Origin of the sequence: Rhizobium sp. RHZ01 (genome assembly GCF_014851595.1) — a bacterium.
Lineage (GTDB): Bacteria > Pseudomonadota > Alphaproteobacteria > Rhizobiales > Rhizobiaceae > Rhizobium > Rhizobium altiplani.
The window spans coordinates 1-17,413 of sequence record NZ_JACUZZ010000052.1 but is presented as its reverse complement, the minus strand read 5'-3'; the positions used below and the strand labels follow the sequence as shown (position 1 = coordinate 17,413).

11 protein-coding genes and 1 pseudogene are annotated in these 17,413 nt (G+C 55.1%); 2 read left to right on the top strand and 10 right to left on the bottom strand.

Annotated features, from left to right (window positions below; translation table 11 throughout):
• Positions 1–112: 112 nt before the first annotated feature.
• From IB248_RS29985 to IB248_RS29960, 6 genes are all read right to left on the bottom strand, one after another.
• The gene (locus IB248_RS29985) at positions 113–850 is read right to left on the bottom strand and encodes a TylF/MycF family methyltransferase (RefSeq protein ID WP_246779327.1); all 738 of its coding nucleotides are present in this window, start codon (positions 848–850) and stop codon (positions 113–115) included.
• A complete protein-coding gene (locus IB248_RS29980; protein WP_192242162.1) occupies positions 847–2,445 on the bottom strand; it encodes a thymidylate synthase in 1,599 nt (532 codons plus the stop codon). The genes IB248_RS29985 and IB248_RS29980 overlap by 4 nt, the downstream gene beginning before the upstream one ends.
• Before the next feature lie 400 nt (positions 2,446–2,845).
• Positions 2,846–3,496 carry a hypothetical protein gene (locus tag IB248_RS29975; RefSeq protein ID WP_192242161.1) on the bottom strand — a complete coding sequence of 217 codons (651 nt, stop codon included), beginning with the start codon at positions 3,494–3,496 and terminating at the stop codon, positions 2,846–2,848.
• Positions 3,496–3,990, bottom strand: coding sequence for a TIR domain-containing protein (locus tag IB248_RS29970; protein ID WP_192242160.1), 495 nt, complete (start codon positions 3,988–3,990; stop codon positions 3,496–3,498). The genes IB248_RS29975 and IB248_RS29970 overlap by 1 nt, the downstream gene beginning before the upstream one ends.
• Positions 3,983–4,228, bottom strand: coding sequence for a hypothetical protein (locus tag IB248_RS29965; protein WP_192242159.1), 246 nt, complete (start codon positions 4,226–4,228; stop codon positions 3,983–3,985). Before IB248_RS29965 ends, IB248_RS29970 begins: the two co-directional genes overlap by 8 nt.
• A gap of 181 nt (positions 4,229–4,409) precedes the next feature.
• Positions 4,410–6,617 carry a toll/interleukin-1 receptor domain-containing protein gene (locus IB248_RS29960; RefSeq protein WP_246779328.1) on the bottom strand — a complete coding sequence of 736 codons (2,208 nt, stop codon included), beginning with the start codon at positions 6,615–6,617 and terminating at the stop codon, positions 4,410–4,412.
• A 702-nt stretch (positions 6,618–7,319) separates the two neighbouring features.
• On the opposite strand from IB248_RS29960, the gene IB248_RS29955 reads away from it, so the two are divergent.
• Positions 7,320–9,434, top strand: coding sequence for a hypothetical protein (locus IB248_RS29955; RefSeq protein ID WP_192242157.1), 2,115 nt, complete (start codon positions 7,320–7,322; stop codon positions 9,432–9,434).
• 212 nt (positions 9,435–9,646) lie between these two features.
• Complete coding sequence (locus IB248_RS29950; RefSeq protein ID WP_192242156.1) at positions 9,647–11,566, top strand: glucosaminidase domain-containing protein; 1,920 nt, start codon at positions 9,647–9,649, stop codon at positions 11,564–11,566.
• A gap of 221 nt (positions 11,567–11,787) precedes the next feature.
• On the opposite strand, the gene IB248_RS29945 is transcribed toward IB248_RS29950, so the two are convergent.
• The 4 genes and pseudogenes from IB248_RS29945 to IB248_RS29930 all read right to left on the bottom strand — a co-directional run.
• On the bottom strand, positions 11,788–12,114 hold the full coding sequence (locus IB248_RS29945; protein WP_192242155.1) for a hypothetical protein: 327 nt from the start codon (positions 12,112–12,114) through the stop codon (positions 11,788–11,790).
• Positions 12,111–13,409, bottom strand: coding sequence for a PD-(D/E)XK nuclease family protein (locus IB248_RS29940; protein ID WP_192242154.1), 1,299 nt, complete (start codon positions 13,407–13,409; stop codon positions 12,111–12,113). Before IB248_RS29940 ends, IB248_RS29945 begins: the two co-directional genes overlap by 4 nt.
• A 209-nt stretch (positions 13,410–13,618) precedes the next feature.
• Positions 13,619–16,618 (bottom strand): TIR domain-containing protein, encoded by a 3,000-nt coding sequence (locus IB248_RS29935; RefSeq protein ID WP_192242153.1) that lies wholly within the window; start codon positions 16,616–16,618, stop codon positions 13,619–13,621.
• A gap of 678 nt (positions 16,619–17,296) precedes the next feature.
• Positions 17,297–17,413: pseudogene (locus IB248_RS29930) on the bottom strand (IS630 family transposase); the annotation flags it as partial.

The window sequence follows — 17,413 nt, the reverse complement described above, 5'->3', positions numbered from 1 at the left end:
GAGTTCGGCTCGAAGACGCGGCGTCGTGCGGGCGCTGCCGTGAAGAATACTTCCCATAATGCATCCTCTTCCTGACGACTCAGGTTCAATGATGCACCATCACACTCAGGGACTACACACCTAGATCTTCGGCGGCAAGATGTGACACGGTCTCCACCACGTCACCCTCGACCACCTCCACGTTGCGGCCGCCGAAGACGGCTTTGACCATGTCCACGTCCCGGAATACACAATCGGGATGGTAGTACATGTCGAGTGGGCTACGCTTGTCTGGGAAGCCGTCGAACGTGTCGAATCCGTATACCTTCCAGTCGGCCCCAAGCGCCTCAATGAAGCGCGAGATCAACATTGTGGTTCCGCCTTTGAACATGCCGAACTCCGCCACGCACCCCTTGAGGCCCCGACGGTGTGCGTTCTGTAGGCATTGGTAGATATGGACGAGACTGTGCCGATAGCCGTTGGCGAAGGACGGAATGAAGCCGTCGCGCCTGATCTTATCAAATACGGGATCACTAAACTCAAAGTGTGAGAAGCCGCCGATCACGATTTTCGTGTTGGGCGACAGCGTTAAAGCGATGGCTTCGAGGATCGGCTCCTTCCCTGCGTCCTCGGCGATGACCAAGATATCCGGAAAGTAGGCAGGTAGCTCCTTGAGCGGCTTAACCGACGCTCCGCCTTCCCCGGCAAAGATGCCGACCAGTTCGGCCGCGCCTGAAGTGAAGATCGGGTCCACCGCAACGTCAAAGGCAGCGGCAGACCAGCCGGCAATGGCCACCCGCGAACCCGGCCGCCGTTCGGTGACGGCTTCGCGCAGCTTTAGCGTAAGTTTTTTGAGATCTTCGGGGCTCATGTGGTGGTTCCGGTTTGAAGAAAGGCGACCAGGGCCTGCCTGTTGCCGTGAACGAGCAGTGCGAGCAGTTCGGCAGCGTATCCCGATAGAGTAGTTGTCAGTATGAGTTTTTCCTCCGGCGCGGCGCGGTCTTCAGCCCCATGCCAGCAGGCGTCAAAAGCCGTGTTCACGTCCTTGATTGTCTCAGCAAGGGGGCGAGTGGGTGGCTTAAGTTCTAGCAGGTCGATCAATGTGTTGAAGTTCTGCTCATGGCTGCTGAGAGGGACGGGCGCGTCTGCCGGCACAAGCGCGCCAGCAGGCAGGCTCTCGGCAAGGAACAGGCGGTATTTCTCTACATAAACGAACAAGTCCACGGCGGTGTCCAGGGCTGTCTCGCCGGTGAGGCCCGCTCCGGTCGTGGACAATGTGTCGAGGCGGTCCACTTTGCGGGCAATGTTCGGCTGGATGCTGACCAGCTCGCCCCGCTTTTTCCACGCTCCGCCATAGGCGCGATCCTTCTCGGCGTGCAGTTTTTTGACAGCCGCCTTGAAGTCGCCAACCATGTCGGCGCTGCTACGCGACCGAGCGGCGAGATAATCCGCAATGGGCCGCTGCGGGACCGCTTGCAGAAGACTCGGATATATGCGGCCATACTGCTCGTAAAGCGCGGCGGCATAGTCGCAGGCAGGCAATTGCGCCATTTCACTGGCCAATCGCCCTTCGCCCCACAGCGCGTGCGCTTGGGCGATATGGACCGTCGTCAGGCCGCTGTCGAGCAACGGGTCGCCGACCTGCCCGAAACTTCCAAGTGGCGCGTCAGGTCGCGCGGAAATCTCAGCCTCGATCGCGAACCACCGATCGAGCTTTGACTGGAACCTATCCCAAGGGGTTGCGAAGGCCGCCCGGTGTACCCCGAAATCGTAGGGGGAGAGCCCATGGAAGCCACTCACCATCTGTCCGCCGCGGTCGAAGTGGTCGGAATAAAGGTGGAACGACATAGCGAGATAATCCGCCTGGCCGACCTCCGCGTCCAACCAGTAGGCCATCATCTCATGAAGGATGCTCCACTCGAACGCGTTGGCTCCCGAAAATCCCCACCATACGTCGTTGCTGCGCAGCGCTGCAGACATATGCAACCGATCTTCGCGGATGATCCAGCCAAGCCAGTTGTTGCAGGGGATGTCCTTGGATGGCTCGTAATCAAGGGCGGGGTCGAACAGGGTCATGACTGCCTGGCGGCTCGTCCGATCGGCTAGTAGAAGCTTTCGCACCGCATCTATCTGATCTACACTGCCCCAGCGCCGTAGGCGTGGGCCATACGCTCCCCGCCACGTCTTACCGTCGTCCGAAAACAGCGGGGCTCGCGGTAGATATTTCTTGAGCCAGGCAATGTCATTTCTGCCCGCGAGCACCCAGATGCTTTCAGCGAATTGGGCAACAATGTCGTTGTGGCGTTTCGGGACATACAAGTAACGCTCAAGCGGCCGCTCAAGCCGCGTGTTTCTTGCTATGAGCTCTTTCGTCTCGCGATGTTTGACAATGACGTCTGCTCCAAAGAGCAGAAGCTCCTGAACGCTGCAGACCGAAGCAAAACTGATGTTTCTATAGGACGGCATAGCTTTTGCGGCATTTCTTTGTTGGAACAGATTTCAATCAACGAGAGCGCGAAGAATCAGTGAATTATTAAAACCTGAGGTTATGCCGGACTGCCAAAAAGTAAAGATCTCTGGTTGCCCCGATTCTTGTGCCTGCCAAGCAAATCGAAATTACCCGCAAGTTTATAAATGTGTGTGATCTTTTGGCCTGCCACACGGATCTTGCTGACAACCTATGTTGCGAACGCGACGACTTTTGTCGTGATTTTATTCGTCCAGAAACCGAAGGCTCTAGCCGCGTAAAGCTCAAGGTGCACGCAGGCCCGGCTGGCCATAATACGGCCGGACGACCGGGCGGTCACCTGACCCCTTGAGCTGTTTACCTCAAATGGTGCGGACTTTGGCCGTGATGCGGTCGTACTCAGATCATACGCTGCAGCATTGAGGAGAAACGTTTAGCGCTTGAAGCAAAATTAATAGGGTCGGCAAGCACCTGATTGGGATGTCTTTCGATCTCGGGAGCGAGCCAGTTTATGAGCGGCTTGGCTTGGGCCGCATCAAACTTGCGATAGTCTCGCGGATTTCGTGAATACTGCAAAGCTTCACGAACTGGTTGCGGCACTGACGGCGCCGAAGAGCCAAAATAAACGAATTTCTTGGAAAGCAGGACCCTGTTGATCCGTGTGTCATGGGCGGTGTTCAGTAGGCATTGCGTGCCGTCAACCTGACTGTGGGCTGAATCCTCCTGAAGCCACGGCGAAGCGGGTGTGTCGCGACGGTAAATATTGTCACCGACCTGCTTCTTGGGCGTCCCGTTGCGCACTGGACGTCGCGTGATGAAATCGGGATCTCCCCAATATTCGTCGAAATTGGTGCTACTTGTGACGACCATTGCGAAGATACAGCGCATAGCAGGTTTGATCTTGACGCCCGTAAGTCCGATGATCCAGTCGCCATCGACGGCCTTCTCACGGATCTTCGGCTTGCAGCACGCCAAGCTGCACAGCCCGCCAAATGGATTGGGTGCAAACCCCAAGTCATAACTAACAGCATAGACATATACGTTCGTCATCAGGCGGCGCAGTTACTACGAGGAGTATAGTTAGTTGGTTGGCGCGGCGCGCCGTCGGGCCCCTCAAACGGATCACACTTGCCTTCGATGGCATCGATTACACTCGCCGAGTTCCAGCAGACTAGTGCATCGCCGTATTTATTGAATGCCTCAGGCACGTCGTTTTCGGTGCCGCCACGCTCATAAACGCCAACGATCCGCTTGCCCAACTCATTCGCCTTCTTGATCTCCCAGTCGACCCAGGGGCGCTTGTGTGTATCCTTGCCGATCAGCACCACGACCGTGGATGCCCAAGACATTTTCATACGCAACAGGCGCTTCAGCGTGCGCTCGGGAATCTGTCCTTTATCGAGGCGGCATTGATTGGCTGGTTTGGCGCGAATGGAACTGTTGCGGATCTCGTAACCAGTCCGTCCGAGCATGCGCGTAAGGTTTGTGACAAGCGGGTCATCGGCATGGTGATGGCTGATAAAGATGTGGCGACGGTCAGCCATCGGAAACTCCCTTATATCGCGACAGATGCAATTCTTCATAAATACTATCAAAGGATGAAAACTTCAATATCTTTGTGCTTACTTTGTTCCCATGCTGCAACCGTTTGATTGCGCGCGATTCCACTTCGATCAGCGGCTCCGCGGTAACCAACTTACTTTTGGACGTAGCGCTCATTGGCATCGTCAAAACTGCTACAATCGTTTCCACAGAGCAGATTTGCAGCAGCAGAATGCCCATGAGCCGCCGGAGCGGTTCGGTACGTGACGGGTTGTAAATTGAGCAGCAGTCTGACGTGTGCCTGGACAATCAATTGTTGGGCCCACGACGGGCCCGTTCTCAGCTGCTGCGCGGGGCTGGCTGAGTCAGAGTTGTCATTGCCCGGTGGGAACCCGCCTAACGGTTGGTGGCCTTTGAGAATTTATTGGACGAGTTCCTCCATTTCGCCGATGGTCGGAGACCACGGTTGAATTTTGGTCGCGTTCAGCCAATCCAGTATCCGAGTGGGTGACATAACAAACATTTGGGTGGCGCGTGCCCCGTACCATGCCGCTATGTCACCAGGCTCGCTGGAACTGGCTATTAATTCAATATCTGCATCGGTCAGGCCTGGGCTCATCAGTTCAGTGCGCCCTCCGAATTCGAAACATAATTTCATCTCGCCGTAGCCGTCGATAACGATCGACCTAGTACCCTCGCATTGCTTCGCTTTCAGGGTCTGTGTCGGACCGCCCAGTACGCTAAGGCGGGCAGCAAGATTAGCTGGCAGCTTATCGTCAATAAGCTCAGCATTAGAAGCTCGGGCAATCAAAAGTGGATATTCCGGGCGGCTCCAGAGACGCAAACCGTCATCCCTAGTGATTGTTAATATCGTCTGGCCATCCGGGCTGACAACCAATCTAGAGAAGGAAGGATTGAGACCGTCTGAGGAAGAGGACCCCAGCAGTCGGCCAATCTGAAAACCGGATGCATTGTAGATCGTAGCAAGGCCTGAGCGCTGTCCAATAACAAATTCGCCGGTGTAGACTGAACCGGCAAGGCGGTCAGCAGCTCGACCGGCTTTTTCCAGGACGGCAGGCTTTTCGTCAGTCAAATCAACAACGACAGTCCAGCCTCCGGTCGACGCAGCAAGTATTCGATTCCTGCCAAGCGATAGGAGCAGCCCGCCAGGTTCGTCACCCACAGCTGAACGCCCAAGGTCGATTCTGCTTGCGGGGGCATCGCCTTTGAGCGGAACAACAGCAATCGCATCGTTGGCACCCTCGCGGTCGGATACGAGGTAAATAAGAGCGAACTGCCCGGACGGCTCAACCAGCACATCGGTCGGTCGCCCGCTGCCCTGCCAGGCATGAGATGTTGCTTCAGTTTGCCCCTCTTTCACAACATAGAGCGTTCGAGAGAGTGGTCCAGCAAGGGCAACTATATTGCCATCGGCTGAACACCCGATCGACGCCCGGAGTCCATCGACGAAACCTGGCAGGCTGACGAAAGTCGATTGGCTGTCGGTGGTGTTCATTCGATGGAGTGCGACTTCACGCTCATCTCCTTTGCCCTGCTGAAACGTCAAGAAGGCAATTCTGCTCGAGCCACATCGCTCGGCTGAAATCAACGGTCCTCTGAATTGCCCCTTGAGCGAAGGATCCTTGCCCCAAATGTCGACTCGGCCCTCGGATCCTGGTCCCTCCCATGGGGACCATGACACCAGATTGCCATTTTCGTCGAACAGCACGTGGTCCGCTTGAGCGGGCCATTCGCCGACAGACGCGCCATCCAACGTGCGAAGGGTGATCTTCTTCCCATCTGTCCAGGCGAAGCTCTTGCCGTCTCCAGCGAAATCACCGTCAATCGCTGCATCTATACGCTGAGAATAAAGCCAGCTTCCCGAATTGAACGCCTTAAGAAGCGCGATATATGCTGTGGTGTTGTTATTCAATGTCAATGCGTGCTGAGATAGGCGCAGGGCGAATGTAGGATCACGCTCCGCCAAGCTGTAGGCCGCGCTCGAAAAAGCCTGCGCCAATGCCCTTGTTGCACTTTCTTCTGCTTTTGTTCGCGCGTTTTCCGCAATCACAGCCATGCTTGCTCCGATTGCAGCCAGCACCATCATGGTGGCCGCCACGATCAGGAGGATGCGACTCCTTTTTCTGTCTTGCCTCGTGAGAGTGAATGTTTTGCGAATTTCTTCAATCGTCACGTCGGCAGGAGTGTCTGCGCAGCACGGCTCGCTGAGTCTGAGAACATCTGACTTGAGAAGTTTTCCGACACGCGTTGTGGAACCCAGCCCTAAAGAACCGTTGAACTCGATCGGTACAATGCGGCGTTTTGATTTCTGAAATAAGCGGACTTCCCGCTCAACGGGTTTTGAATCGAGGGCCTCGGGGGTCGCCACAAGAACAAGCTGAGCGGTCCGCCATAAGGTCCAACGTCCAACCTCCTTCCAGCTGTCGCCTGATGAATAGTCTTCCCGATCGAGGAATACCTCGAAGCCTTCCTTCTCGAGAGCGTGTGCCAGGTTTCTTGCGTATGTCCCGCCATCTTTCCATGAGTATGAGATGAAAAAGTCGAAGCCGAAGATGCGATCGAGTAGCCGGCGTCCGATCGATCGCCTTTGAAAACTAACAAACGCCATCACAGTCACACTCTATAGAAGGGATTAGACTATGATCAGGCCGTTTCGCAAAAAGGACGGGCTCGCCTGGGTCGAGCTCTTGTCGCATGGGTCAACCCTCCCTCTTTGGAATCCGCAAACTGACATGTTATTGAAATTCTAAAATTATGTTCTCCTGCCTGATCTCTGGCAAGAGACGTGCAGGGAGTGATTCCGAGCTGTTGCCTTCCGGCCAAATCGATCGCAGTAGGTGGCGAAGAACTGATCGTCGAAGAGTACGTCGCCCGACGCCAATTCCCGAAGGGTTAGGCTCCAAGTACCCCTGACCGTTCTGAACTGCCATGTCCCGGTCACCAGACATGACAAGTATTCGCCCGAAAGAGTATTGGAGCACGCTATCCATCATCATTGATGCACTTTTTATATATGCGTTCAAACATTCCTTGCGGAGGTGTTATACCGCTGTGTGCTTATCGTATCTAAACACGATTCTCTCGGGGTTGTTTTCACTAGTAACTTTTTGTTTGCATTCCGGTGGTTGTGGAATAATGTAAAATACACTTGGTATGCCGACTGTCAGTTTGAAATTAGATCGTTCACCAATATTGGCCGGCCGCACATAAGTATCAAAAGATGAATTTGTATTGCGTGGCTTTGAGAACGTTCAATGCTCTCTACGCGGACGCTTCGATGGACACTTCGACCCGACCTAGAAGAACTACAGTGGTGGAGGGCATCTCCGACCTTCTATTCAGAACCCGTGGGTTCTTTCCGATTTTTGCGATTACCACCGCGGTAGGTTCGATCTTGGCTTGGATGGGGCAAGGTCAGGACCTCATCCGGACGGTTACCGATATCGGCTCCGAGCACACGGGGTTTGATGCCAAAGTTTTCTGGCTCTGCCTAGCGGTGGTCGTACTGGCATTTCAAGCGTGGTTTTGGGCGCGGGTCATAGTCGAAACGGAATTCGGTCCCCGTGAGGAATGGCGGTATCGATACTACCTGACCTGGGCGCCTAGGTTACTTGGGCTTATCCCTTTTGTTTTGCTCTTTATCGCATTGTGGCGCGTGAACTCGGCTAACGCTTGGCTGGCGTGGCTCTTGGCAGGGCTCGGCCTTGCGTTCTTTATTCTGTCTTGGGCCCGCCTACCACTTACAAAAGCCATGCACCGGGCCTCGGAGCGTCTGCAAAAGAACGGTCGTCCAAAAGCCGCCGCTGCCTTGGAGATTTCCCTCACGAATCTGCGTCGTACGGTTCTAGGGGTCGGAATCGCCTACGCTATAATCGCAATGGCCGTGATAATAGTGGATCCTGTCAGGCTTCCCGTCTTCTTTGGTCCTGCCGCGGTCGTCTTAACGGCATGCGCCTTGTTCATACCCATTCTAACCACGCTGCTGCTTATCGGCGGCCGATATCATCTTCGTATCGGTATCACCCTCCTTTTGTTGGTGATCGTTTTCAGTTATTGGGTCGACAATCACGAAGTGAGGCGGTCGCCATCCAGCGCGGCGGTTCAACGTGCCGCGATACTCGGGCGGCCAACGCTCGACCAAGCCTACAAGACCTGGCGAGCGCAATTTCCCGAAAGAAGCGAAAAGCCAATCCCACTGATCTTTGTAGCGAGCGAGGGTGGGGCTTCCCGAGCCGGTTATTGGACGGCAGCCGTCCTGTCCCAACTGGAAATGGAAAGCCATGGCGAATTCTCCAAGCATGTGTTCGCCATCAGCTCGATTTCGGGGGGAAGTCTCGGTGTCGCGGGCTTTCTCTCCAGCATCCAAGATCAGAAAACCGGAGCGGCCATAACGGCAGGCGGCGTGACGTTGAGGCAGGCTGTATCTTCCTTTGTGGGAGATGATTATCTGAGCCCGGCGCTCGCCGGAATGCTCTTCCCGGACTTACTTCAACGGTTCGTTCCCATCTCGGTTCTTCCCGATAGGTCGGAAGCACTTGAGAAAGGATGGGAATACGGTTGGAGAAAGCGCTGTGAAACCATTCCTTGCGACGACCCCTCGAAGTTTTCGACGGACTTCCTGTCGCTCTGGTCGCAACCATCAAGAAAGGCTTGGCTTCCGGCATGGCTGATTGGCGGCGCCCTCCAGGAAGATGGCCGACCGGTTCTGACCAGTAACATTCAAGTTGGTAACGCAATTGATGCGTGGGACTTCCATTACATCGCCGGGACCGATGTTCGCCTGTCGACCGCCATATTGAATGGAGCGCGGTTCCCCTACGTGAGCTCAAGCGGAACAATATCAAACCCGGCGATGCCTCATCAGGTTGATGCGGTGCACATCGTCGATGGAGGTTACTTTGACGCGGCGGGTGTCGAGGTTGTTAGGGGCCTTGCCGAAAGCATGTTGGCACCGGGTGGAACGGCCTCGACTGACAATATAGAGCCTGTATTCCTGTTGATCTCCAACGATGGCGTCAATCCACCCTTCACACCTGACCCGGTTGGCGCGGTCGCGGGTCCGTCCATTCCGATCGCCTGTCGAGACCAGTCCCCAAAATCGGGATGCCCGGGAAAAGATGGTGGTCTGTCAACCATAGCGCCGGATTTATTCGGGCCCATACAAGGCCTCTATCGAAGCCGGGCCGCTCATGGTGAACGGTTGAAGACACTCCTATATCGCTTCGCTCCGACCCAAGCCGGGGGAGTGCCGACAAAAGTCTTGACGGTCGATCTGTGTTCAATGGCGGTGCCGATGAACTGGGCGCTATCCGCCAACGCGCGGCATGTCGTAGACGAGCTTCTCACTGAAAAGCAGGACTCAGCCGGTGAATGCGAGCGGCAAAACATTTCTGAATTCAATCAGCTGATATCAATCCTGCAGTGATAGATACGACGCAGAAACGACAGCCATCAAACGCCCGTCTGCGCGAAGAAAAACTGAGTTTCTTCGACGAGGAGTAGGGCGTTAGATCCGCACGTCACGATAATACTCCTTCTTTTCAGAGATTGTACTGGATTTATATTGCAACTGTAGTACATTCAACCCCTGAGGGAATATCATCAAATAAATCGCATTGAAAGCGTAGGGGCAAGTCAATGTCTTCGGATGGCGCACGTCTAGCTGACCTTCAGGTCCTTCATCCAGTTGTACGCGATGCGGTGGATCGCGTGATCGCCCAGCTTCGGGTGGAGGAGATACCGTTTGAGGTTTTCGAAGCCTACCGCACGCCCGAACGTCAAAGGATGCTTTACGCTCAGGGGAGAACGGCGCCGGGTGACATCGTCACCAAGGCCCGTCCGTGGTCATCCTATCACCAGTACGGCCTGGCGGTTGATTTCGTCCTTCGAATTGACGGGAACTGGAGTTGGTCCTCGAAGGGAAAGTTCAACAAGTGGTGGGAAAGGCTGCATGCGATTGGACGTGCGAATAATCTAGAGCCGCTTAGTTGGGAACTGCCGCACCTTCAATACAGCGGTACATCGATTGAGAAGTTGTTGCGTGGTGAATATCCACCGCTGGGAGACGAGGCCTGGGCGGAAAACGTCGCCGCGACCATCGCTGGTTGGTCAGGGGTGGAAACCGCCCCGCCTCCGCCACCGGACAGTGTTCGACGGCCCGGAATAAGTCTCGGGGCGATCGTAGACGACACGGATGAGGAAACATTTGGCAGAACTGAGGCAGCAACCGACGATGTCATTAACGAGATACCAGAGATCGGATTGGTTTCCGCGGTGATCACGGCAGCCCAAGCTTCGGATCGCATATGGGGCGTTCCTGCTTCCGTGACTCTTGCGCAATTTGTCCTTGAAAGCGCGGGTGGAAAGCGCATGCCGCCGGGATCGAACAATCCATTTGGCATCAAAGCGAAGGAAGGTGAGCCCTATGTTCTCGCCCGGACAGGTGAAGTCCTAAACGGTAAGAGAGTCACGGTTACGGCACGCTTCAGAAAGTTCGCAAACTTCGACGAGGCGTTCTCGCAGCACGGGCGCCTCCTTGGGACGTCGTCTTACTACCGAAAAGCGATGGCGGTTAAGGACGACCCCCTAGCATTCTGCAATGCACTCACCGGCGTGTACGCAACCGACCCCAACTATGGGAAAAAGCTCATCCGCTTGATCAATCAACACGAACTAATCGCTTACGACAAGGAACCCGCTGTAGTCACGGTTCCATTGGACGCGGGTTGGACCGCCACGGGAGGTACTTCAATGATCCTTCAGTTTGGGGGAAGCGGTGAGGCTGTCCGTGGGCTTCAGCAAATGCTGAAGGAGGCTGGCTATAGCGTTGGTGCCGTTGACGGGGTGTACGGCACCCTGACCCGCGCGGCTGTCGGTGCCTTTCAATTGGACAATGGCCTTACGGTCACTGGCATCGCGGACTCCGCCACGATGATCGCACTGAACAGTGCGCCCTCGCGGCCGCTTGGTAGGTCGAGGCTGAACGCGACTGAGGCGGATCTTGTCAAGGAAGGCTCGGCCACGGTTATCGACGCCCGCCGCACAAAAATGCTGGGTTGGATTTCAGGAATTTTTGGAGTGTTAGGAATTGGAAACAGCACGGCAGTCACGGCCGGCGGCGGAGCAACAACTCCTGCCCCTGGGTTCGGCGGAGTTCTTGCACAACTACAGACGTACTTAGCAAACCCCACGGCTCCAAACTCGATTGCCCTGCTCGACGAAATTCGGAAAGGTACTCCAATAATCTCCGATGTGCTGAAGAGCATCGACGCCGGAAGTCTGCCAGACTTATCCAAGCTTCAGGCATTGATTGCCAGCCAGCCTGTCACTGGTACGACGGCTCGTACTGTTTTCGACTTTCTCACAAATCGCTTGGCGGGGTCGTCAGGATTGGAGCCTGTAGCCCAAGTAATAGGGTCCGTCGCAGCAAGCCTCATTCCTGGCTTCGGTGGCTCGGTGGTCGCGCTGGGCATTGGCCTATTCGCTCACTACTTTGGCTCCAAGATTGCCCAGAATCGTGTGCAGGAACACCGTGAGGGCAGTAATCTCAATCGGTAGCTAGTCGGGAGAGTGTCAATTCTGTTGTTTAGAATTCTCACTCTTGAAGGAGAGCGGAATCGGCGGATGCTGGACAACGACCTTGGACGGCTCGTGGAAGAGCAAGAAGCCACGGGGATGTTGCACACGAGACCCAGACAGGCGCAAGACTTCGCCTCCCAACAAAAACGGCCGGTTCAACACTTTAGATGTTCGGCGGGCGGGGAGGGGACACTTGGCGGCTATTTGAGACGCTTCGTCATTTTTACGAGTTGCTCGCGAAAGAACGGCACTGAGCGCTCTTTAGCTGCGGCCAACACCGCATTCGCTTCATCCAACGTACCAGGAAACGCTTGGTCACCAACAATGAATAAGTAAAGGGCGCCGGATGAGTACCAAGATATCGAAACATCGACACCATTTCGTTTGACGACCAAACCGCTAATGGCCTTCGGATCATTGGTATAGCCAATAATCCTCTCTTCGCGAAAGGCCTTGCAGAGAGATGCCGTTAGTTTCGCGGTTGGAGAAGAACTAGCCCGTGAAAAAAGGCGGCCAATACCCATCATTCAACGGTTTCCTTCGATTGTGACGGCCTTAATGCATGGTCGATCCTGACGACAAGGTCCTCCACGAAGAGACGAAAGTGTTCTTGAACGCTCGCCATTGCATCCTCGCTATCAAAATCGAGGGGATCATCAGGTCGAAACAACTCCTGCTCCCCGATCTGCACGAAATTTGTGTCTCTCCTCGCTCCACTGTGAAGTATTTTGGCGTCTTCCAATGTTTGAAGCAAAGCAGAGCGGGTGGGCGAGGGCGATGGGCCACAGTACATGTAGGCGCTGATCGCCCCGTCTCTATTCTTTACCTCGATCAGGAGGATGCGCTTGGATGGCGTCCATTGGATCGCTTCTGGCAAACCAGGAACACTATCCCACTGCGTGATTCCCCAACGCACAATTCCTCCCTGACGTTTGTCGGGGACAAGGGTAATGGATTTGGTGCTATTCGAGGATGCGAGTTCGTCGGCCCGGTTGCCCAATGCCTCGAACAGGTTACGCATTGGGTCGGGCCTATGCGCTATTAAAAACTGTAGTGTGTCACCATGCTCCGCCCAGAGCTTCCTTGCCAGTTCCCGTGTGTTCTCGTCGCCGACATGATGGCGCTTTAGCATGGACAAGTAATCCCTAAGAAATTGAGCGGCGGGTTGATCGTGGCTTTCAGTGAGAAGAGCGTCAAAGGCCTTCGCCAGATGGCCTAATTGGAGTTCGCCCCAACCATCCTTCGCGGCTTCTCCGCGTTTCGTGAGGAAGACAAAACGATGACTCCAACCTAAGTCGGCTCGCCACCACCGCTCAACCTTTTGACGATACCCCGCCAATTGGGTTTCGCCCTGAAAGGCATCGATCTTCAATTCTATCGCGATGATCGTCTTGGAAGCTGGGAATACGAGGACCATATCGATGTTCTGCCACTCGCGCCTGATGCGTACCGTCGACCCGTCGCGGGTCAGCAGTGATGCAGCTTCATCCTGGTCTTCGAAACAAGCCTGAAGGAATGCTCTCAATGGCGCGGTTCCAAATCCGTGTGGTCGTTCGGGGTCTAGCAGATATGAAAGGGCGTTTCCGTGTCGAATCTCGGCTCGAACCATGCCCATTGCCTCGAACGGACAGAAGCGATTGACGCTGGCTTCGAGCTCAATGAATTCGCCGCTTGTCGTTAAGGCCGTCAAGTCACGCTTGACGTCCTTTGACACCGTCGCCGTCGAAGTATCGATCGGCAAAACCGTTTTGTGGATATCGCGCACAGCGACTGGCGCGGCTATCAGCGAAGCACGCGGGGTAATTTCGTCGGTCGCGCTCATCTGCACCTAACACATTGCACGAAAGCATTGGAAAAAGACTCACTTTCTATAAGCTCAAAGTACACGTTTCACGCCTTGCTTCAATGCACGCACCTCTACCGCAGCTCAATCCTAGTCTACGAGCACCGTGCGGCCTGGTCGCAGCTACAAAGCTGCCGCTCCCTTCCGTGCTCTTGAATCAGTTATCGCGACTGAAGCGGCGCGAACTTTCAACGAAAGCGATCGCAAGGGTTCACATCGTCTGATCCCAATAGTGGGCTGGCGGGCTGATTTGCAACGATCGGAAGTCTCTCGATGTCTTTCAGCTTCTCCTGGCAGACGCGCTTCGGAAGATCGACCTTGTCGGCGGTCCAGGAGACGTCAAACACTTCCAGAAAGCCCTCATCGGAGGCCACTACAAGGCGGTCACCATCCGGGGTGAAAACCGCATCCCGCGCTGTGCTCTCAATGTCGAAGCGGATGATCTGAGTTCCGGTTAGAGCATCCCATACTCGTACAGTGTGGTCACCAGACGCGGTGACGATCCGGGTGCCATCACGACTGAAGCGAGCGCTGTTAACATCCTTGCCGTGATAGAGCGTCAATTCCGGTTGTTCGGTGGAAGTCCCCCATATTCGGGCCACTCCATCAAGCGACGCGGTCGCAAGGCGGGTATGATCGGAATTGAAATGAACCGAAAGGACGTCCCCACCGTGCGGGTAACTCTGAACCATCGCTGTTGAGGACATGTCCCAGATCCCAACTCTGGTACCTTGCTCAGGGCTCTTGAATCCCATTGCCACCAGGGTTTCGTTCTTAAACGCGATGCTTCTAATCCTCCTTGAGCCTTCGAGATTCTTGCGTTCCCCAGTCTTGGGATACCAGATGACCGCGTTCTTGGCTGAATCATCACCTATCACGACCTGCGTGCCGCTTGGGTCGAAGCTTACGGATGTGTTGTCTGTGAGGCCGATCTCAGCGGAGTGTACCTCTTTGCCGTCCAGTTGGTTCACCACGGAAACGTGTCCGTCGGAGTACGCAAGAACGAGATTTTGTTCCCGCGGATGAAAGGCCCCGCCAATCACGTAGCGATCGTCGGATCCAAATTCCTTCAGAAGTCTTGGATTCCCATCATGCAATTCCCATAACCTCGCTGTGCGATCGCTACTCACGGTGAAGAGGCTGTTGCCACCTGGGCTGATTTCAAGGTGTTTTATTGACTTCGCGTGTGCCTTCACGGTCAAAGGGTCGACATTGCCCTCGGCGGTCCAAATGCGTGCATATCCGTCGGCAGACGACGTCAGGATCTCTTTGCCCTCGGGACTGAACTCAGCACGCGTGACACTTTTTTGATGGCCTCGGAATACGAAGCGCTCGGTAAAAGTAGTGAGATCCAATATTCGTACTGAGGCATCGGCCGATGCTGTCACCACGAGACGACCGTCCGGACTAAAGGATGCGTCCACAACTGGCTGGAATTGCTTCGGCAATGGAATCTTGAAGCGGCCCGTGACATCCCAGACGGCGACATTGCCGTTATCCAACACCGTCACGAGCTTCTTACTGTCACGACTAAATCGTGCTCGCCAAGCGAAGGAGCCGGTCTCCAACGCCACGACATTGAAATCGCTGGTATCAGCCAAGGCGATCAAGCCATCGGACCGGGTGATAACCAGCCGACTGCCATCCGGGCTGAATTCGGCGCTCGTCGTGTAATCGTTGGGAGGAAGGGACGAGCCAGGAATTTTCAATTGAAGTCGTTGTGCGCCCGATGCCGAATCCCAGATTCTAACTGTATCGTCGTCGGAGGTAGTCACCACCAGGTCACCGTTCGGACTGAAGGCGCCTGTCCTCACATCATCTTCATGGCCCAACAGCAAAATGGGATGAGTACAACCATCATCCTCGGCGCTCCAAATCCAAGCAGTGCGATATGGACCGACACTGACAATGCGCTTCCCATCAGCGCTGAATTGCGAGTCGCGAATCCAACCTGGGCTCCCCTTATGGAGGCCCTGCTTGCGGTCCTTTGGTGCTACCACGCTGTCGAAGGAACAACTCGCGATTTTCGCCATGGATCGAGAATCCCATAGCGAAGCGACCCCGGCTTCCGAGGACGTAACAATTCGTTGGCCGTCGCGGCTAAAGGCCGCGCTGGTAAGCGTTTTGTTGTCTCCCTCGGTAATCTCCGCCTTGTATCCCGAGAGGGTGGCGGCTCCCGCCAGTTTGTCCAAGAGGGTCTGAATTTTCGGGTGTCCCCAGCCCGGTGCCCATGGGACGTCACGTTCGAGCGGCAAGCCAGCGAGGGCAAGTCGCATGCCCTGTTCATACTGCCGACTGTCGATTTCCGCTTGCGCTTGATCGGCCAACCCCGAAGCCCGCCGTTCTCGCGCCATTCTATCCAAATACATCCAGGCGGCGCTAATCGCGATAAAGACCACCACCGCGCCGCTAGCCACCCGCCACACACGCCTTTGTCTCGCCTTGTAATCGGCGGCAAGATACGTGTTGGTCAGGTCGGTAACAGCCAGTGACTTTTCTAGTTTGTCGGAAACGAGCTGTGCCGCAATCCTGCATACCTCATCATCAAAGGATCGAACCGATTTCCATTCGGATGCGTTATTGAGCATCTTCGAATATTTGCTACTGTTTCGAGGCAAATTGGTCTCTGAACGTGGCCGGTTCTTGCGGGTCAGGGATCCGACGACGGTTTGGGCCAATAGTCTATATTGGCGCTTAAAATGAAACCAGTGCCTTCCTTGATAGAAGCGGCGGAGGTCAAAATACGAGGAGTTGTCAGGACCACCCCGCGCTATCAAGCTCTTCGGCATGTACTCTGTTTTCGTGGCGGGGTCCGGATATTGTCCGTGCGTAAATGCAAAGTAGATTGGCCCATCGGGCCGCTCCTTGTCCCACCACTCGACCTCACGATTGATCCAAGGGTGGCGATGAGCCAACGGCCCACAAAACACGATGAGTGATCTACATTGCCGAAGGTAGCCCCTGACGACTTGTTCGATAGCATCGGTGGGTTCGGTACCCGGAGAGAGCCGAGGAAACTTGAAATCGCGACCATCGACGCACAGCTTCAATTCGCTGGTCAAATCTGTCGGTACGTCAGGGCGGCGATGGAAATTTTCTAGAAGGTCCTCGACTGACCGGACTAGCTGGCCATCGGGGTCGGTTGCATATGAGGCAAAAGCGTCGTAGGCGAATGAATCTGCGGACATCGGAGCCCCCTCAGACGCGCCGTTGCGATACATCTTCTGATGGAAATGTACCACAGCTGAGGCGGGCTCTTCATCATCAAAAGTAACTGAACCTCCAATAATGTAGAATAGGGAAGATCGGACGAGTATATCCGACTTCAGTGATGGGCTCCGACCAGAGCCTCCGGTGTCGCAAAAATGGGAGGCAGGCTCATACAATCGCCATTGAGAAGCCCGACGGTCAACAGATCCCGCCAAAACTTCTCCGAAGCCAGGCGAGGGCGAGGGTCGTGAGATGGCCAGCTGGGTCCCTGACCACTGTTGCTACCAAAAGTGCAGTAAAGGCCAACAGCATACGGAGATGAACATGTGGGCGATTAGGACATACGACGTCCGGAGGTTCCCCACTTTCCAATTCAAACAAACTGCTTTCAAATGCTCTTTGGTCAGCAGCTTCTGTGCGTTCGACTTAGTCATTATTCGGAGGATATCGCGTACGTCGACGCGGTTCGTAACCGAAACCTCGCAAGCACGGAACGCCCCAGAAAGCGCCGCGTACCAAGTATGCTACATCTAGGCAAAATAAGGAGAGCGCTGTTCCCGCGCCCCTTGCAATATGGCTTGCTGAATGCACCATACTTCGTCGTGGCCAACCTGATCGCCTGTCTCGTGCTCGTCGTGATCCCCATCTAGAGCCTTTCATGTTTTGACGGAAGCGTAGCCGGCATTTGAGAAGTAGTTGGCGCATTCCTCTGGCTTTATGGTGTCGGCGAGTAAGCCCAGATGGCGCCACGTTTCCTCGATGGTTCGCTTTTG

Excerpts from the sequence above, each read along its gene's own strand:
- IB248_RS29985 (WP_246779327.1), bottom strand. The coding sequence starts at position 850 with ATGAGCCCCGAAGATCTCAAAAAACTTACGCTAAAGCTGCGCGAAGCC.
- IB248_RS29980 (WP_192242162.1), bottom strand. The coding sequence starts at position 2,445 with ATGCCGTCCTATAGAAACATCAGTTTTGCTTCGGTCTGCAGCGTTCAG.
- IB248_RS29975 (WP_192242161.1), bottom strand. The coding sequence starts at position 3,496 with ATGACGAACGTATATGTCTATGCTGTTAGTTATGACTTGGGGTTTGCA.
- IB248_RS29970 (WP_192242160.1), bottom strand. The coding sequence starts at position 3,990 with ATGGCTGACCGTCGCCACATCTTTATCAGCCATCACCATGCCGATGAC.
- IB248_RS29965 (WP_192242159.1), bottom strand. The coding sequence starts at position 4,228 with ATGGGCATTCTGCTGCTGCAAATCTGCTCTGTGGAAACGATTGTAGCA.
- IB248_RS29960 (WP_246779328.1), bottom strand. The coding sequence starts at position 6,617 with ATGGCGTTTGTTAGTTTTCAAAGGCGATCGATCGGACGCCGGCTACTC.
- IB248_RS29950 (WP_192242156.1), top strand. The coding sequence starts at position 9,647 with ATGTCTTCGGATGGCGCACGTCTAGCTGACCTTCAGGTCCTTCATCCA.
- IB248_RS29945 (WP_192242155.1), bottom strand. The coding sequence starts at position 12,114 with ATGATGGGTATTGGCCGCCTTTTTTCACGGGCTAGTTCTTCTCCAACC.
- IB248_RS29940 (WP_192242154.1), bottom strand. The coding sequence starts at position 13,409 with ATGAGCGCGACCGACGAAATTACCCCGCGTGCTTCGCTGATAGCCGCG.
- IB248_RS29935 (WP_192242153.1), bottom strand. The coding sequence starts at position 16,618 with ATGTCCGCAGATTCATTCGCCTACGACGCTTTTGCCTCATATGCAACC.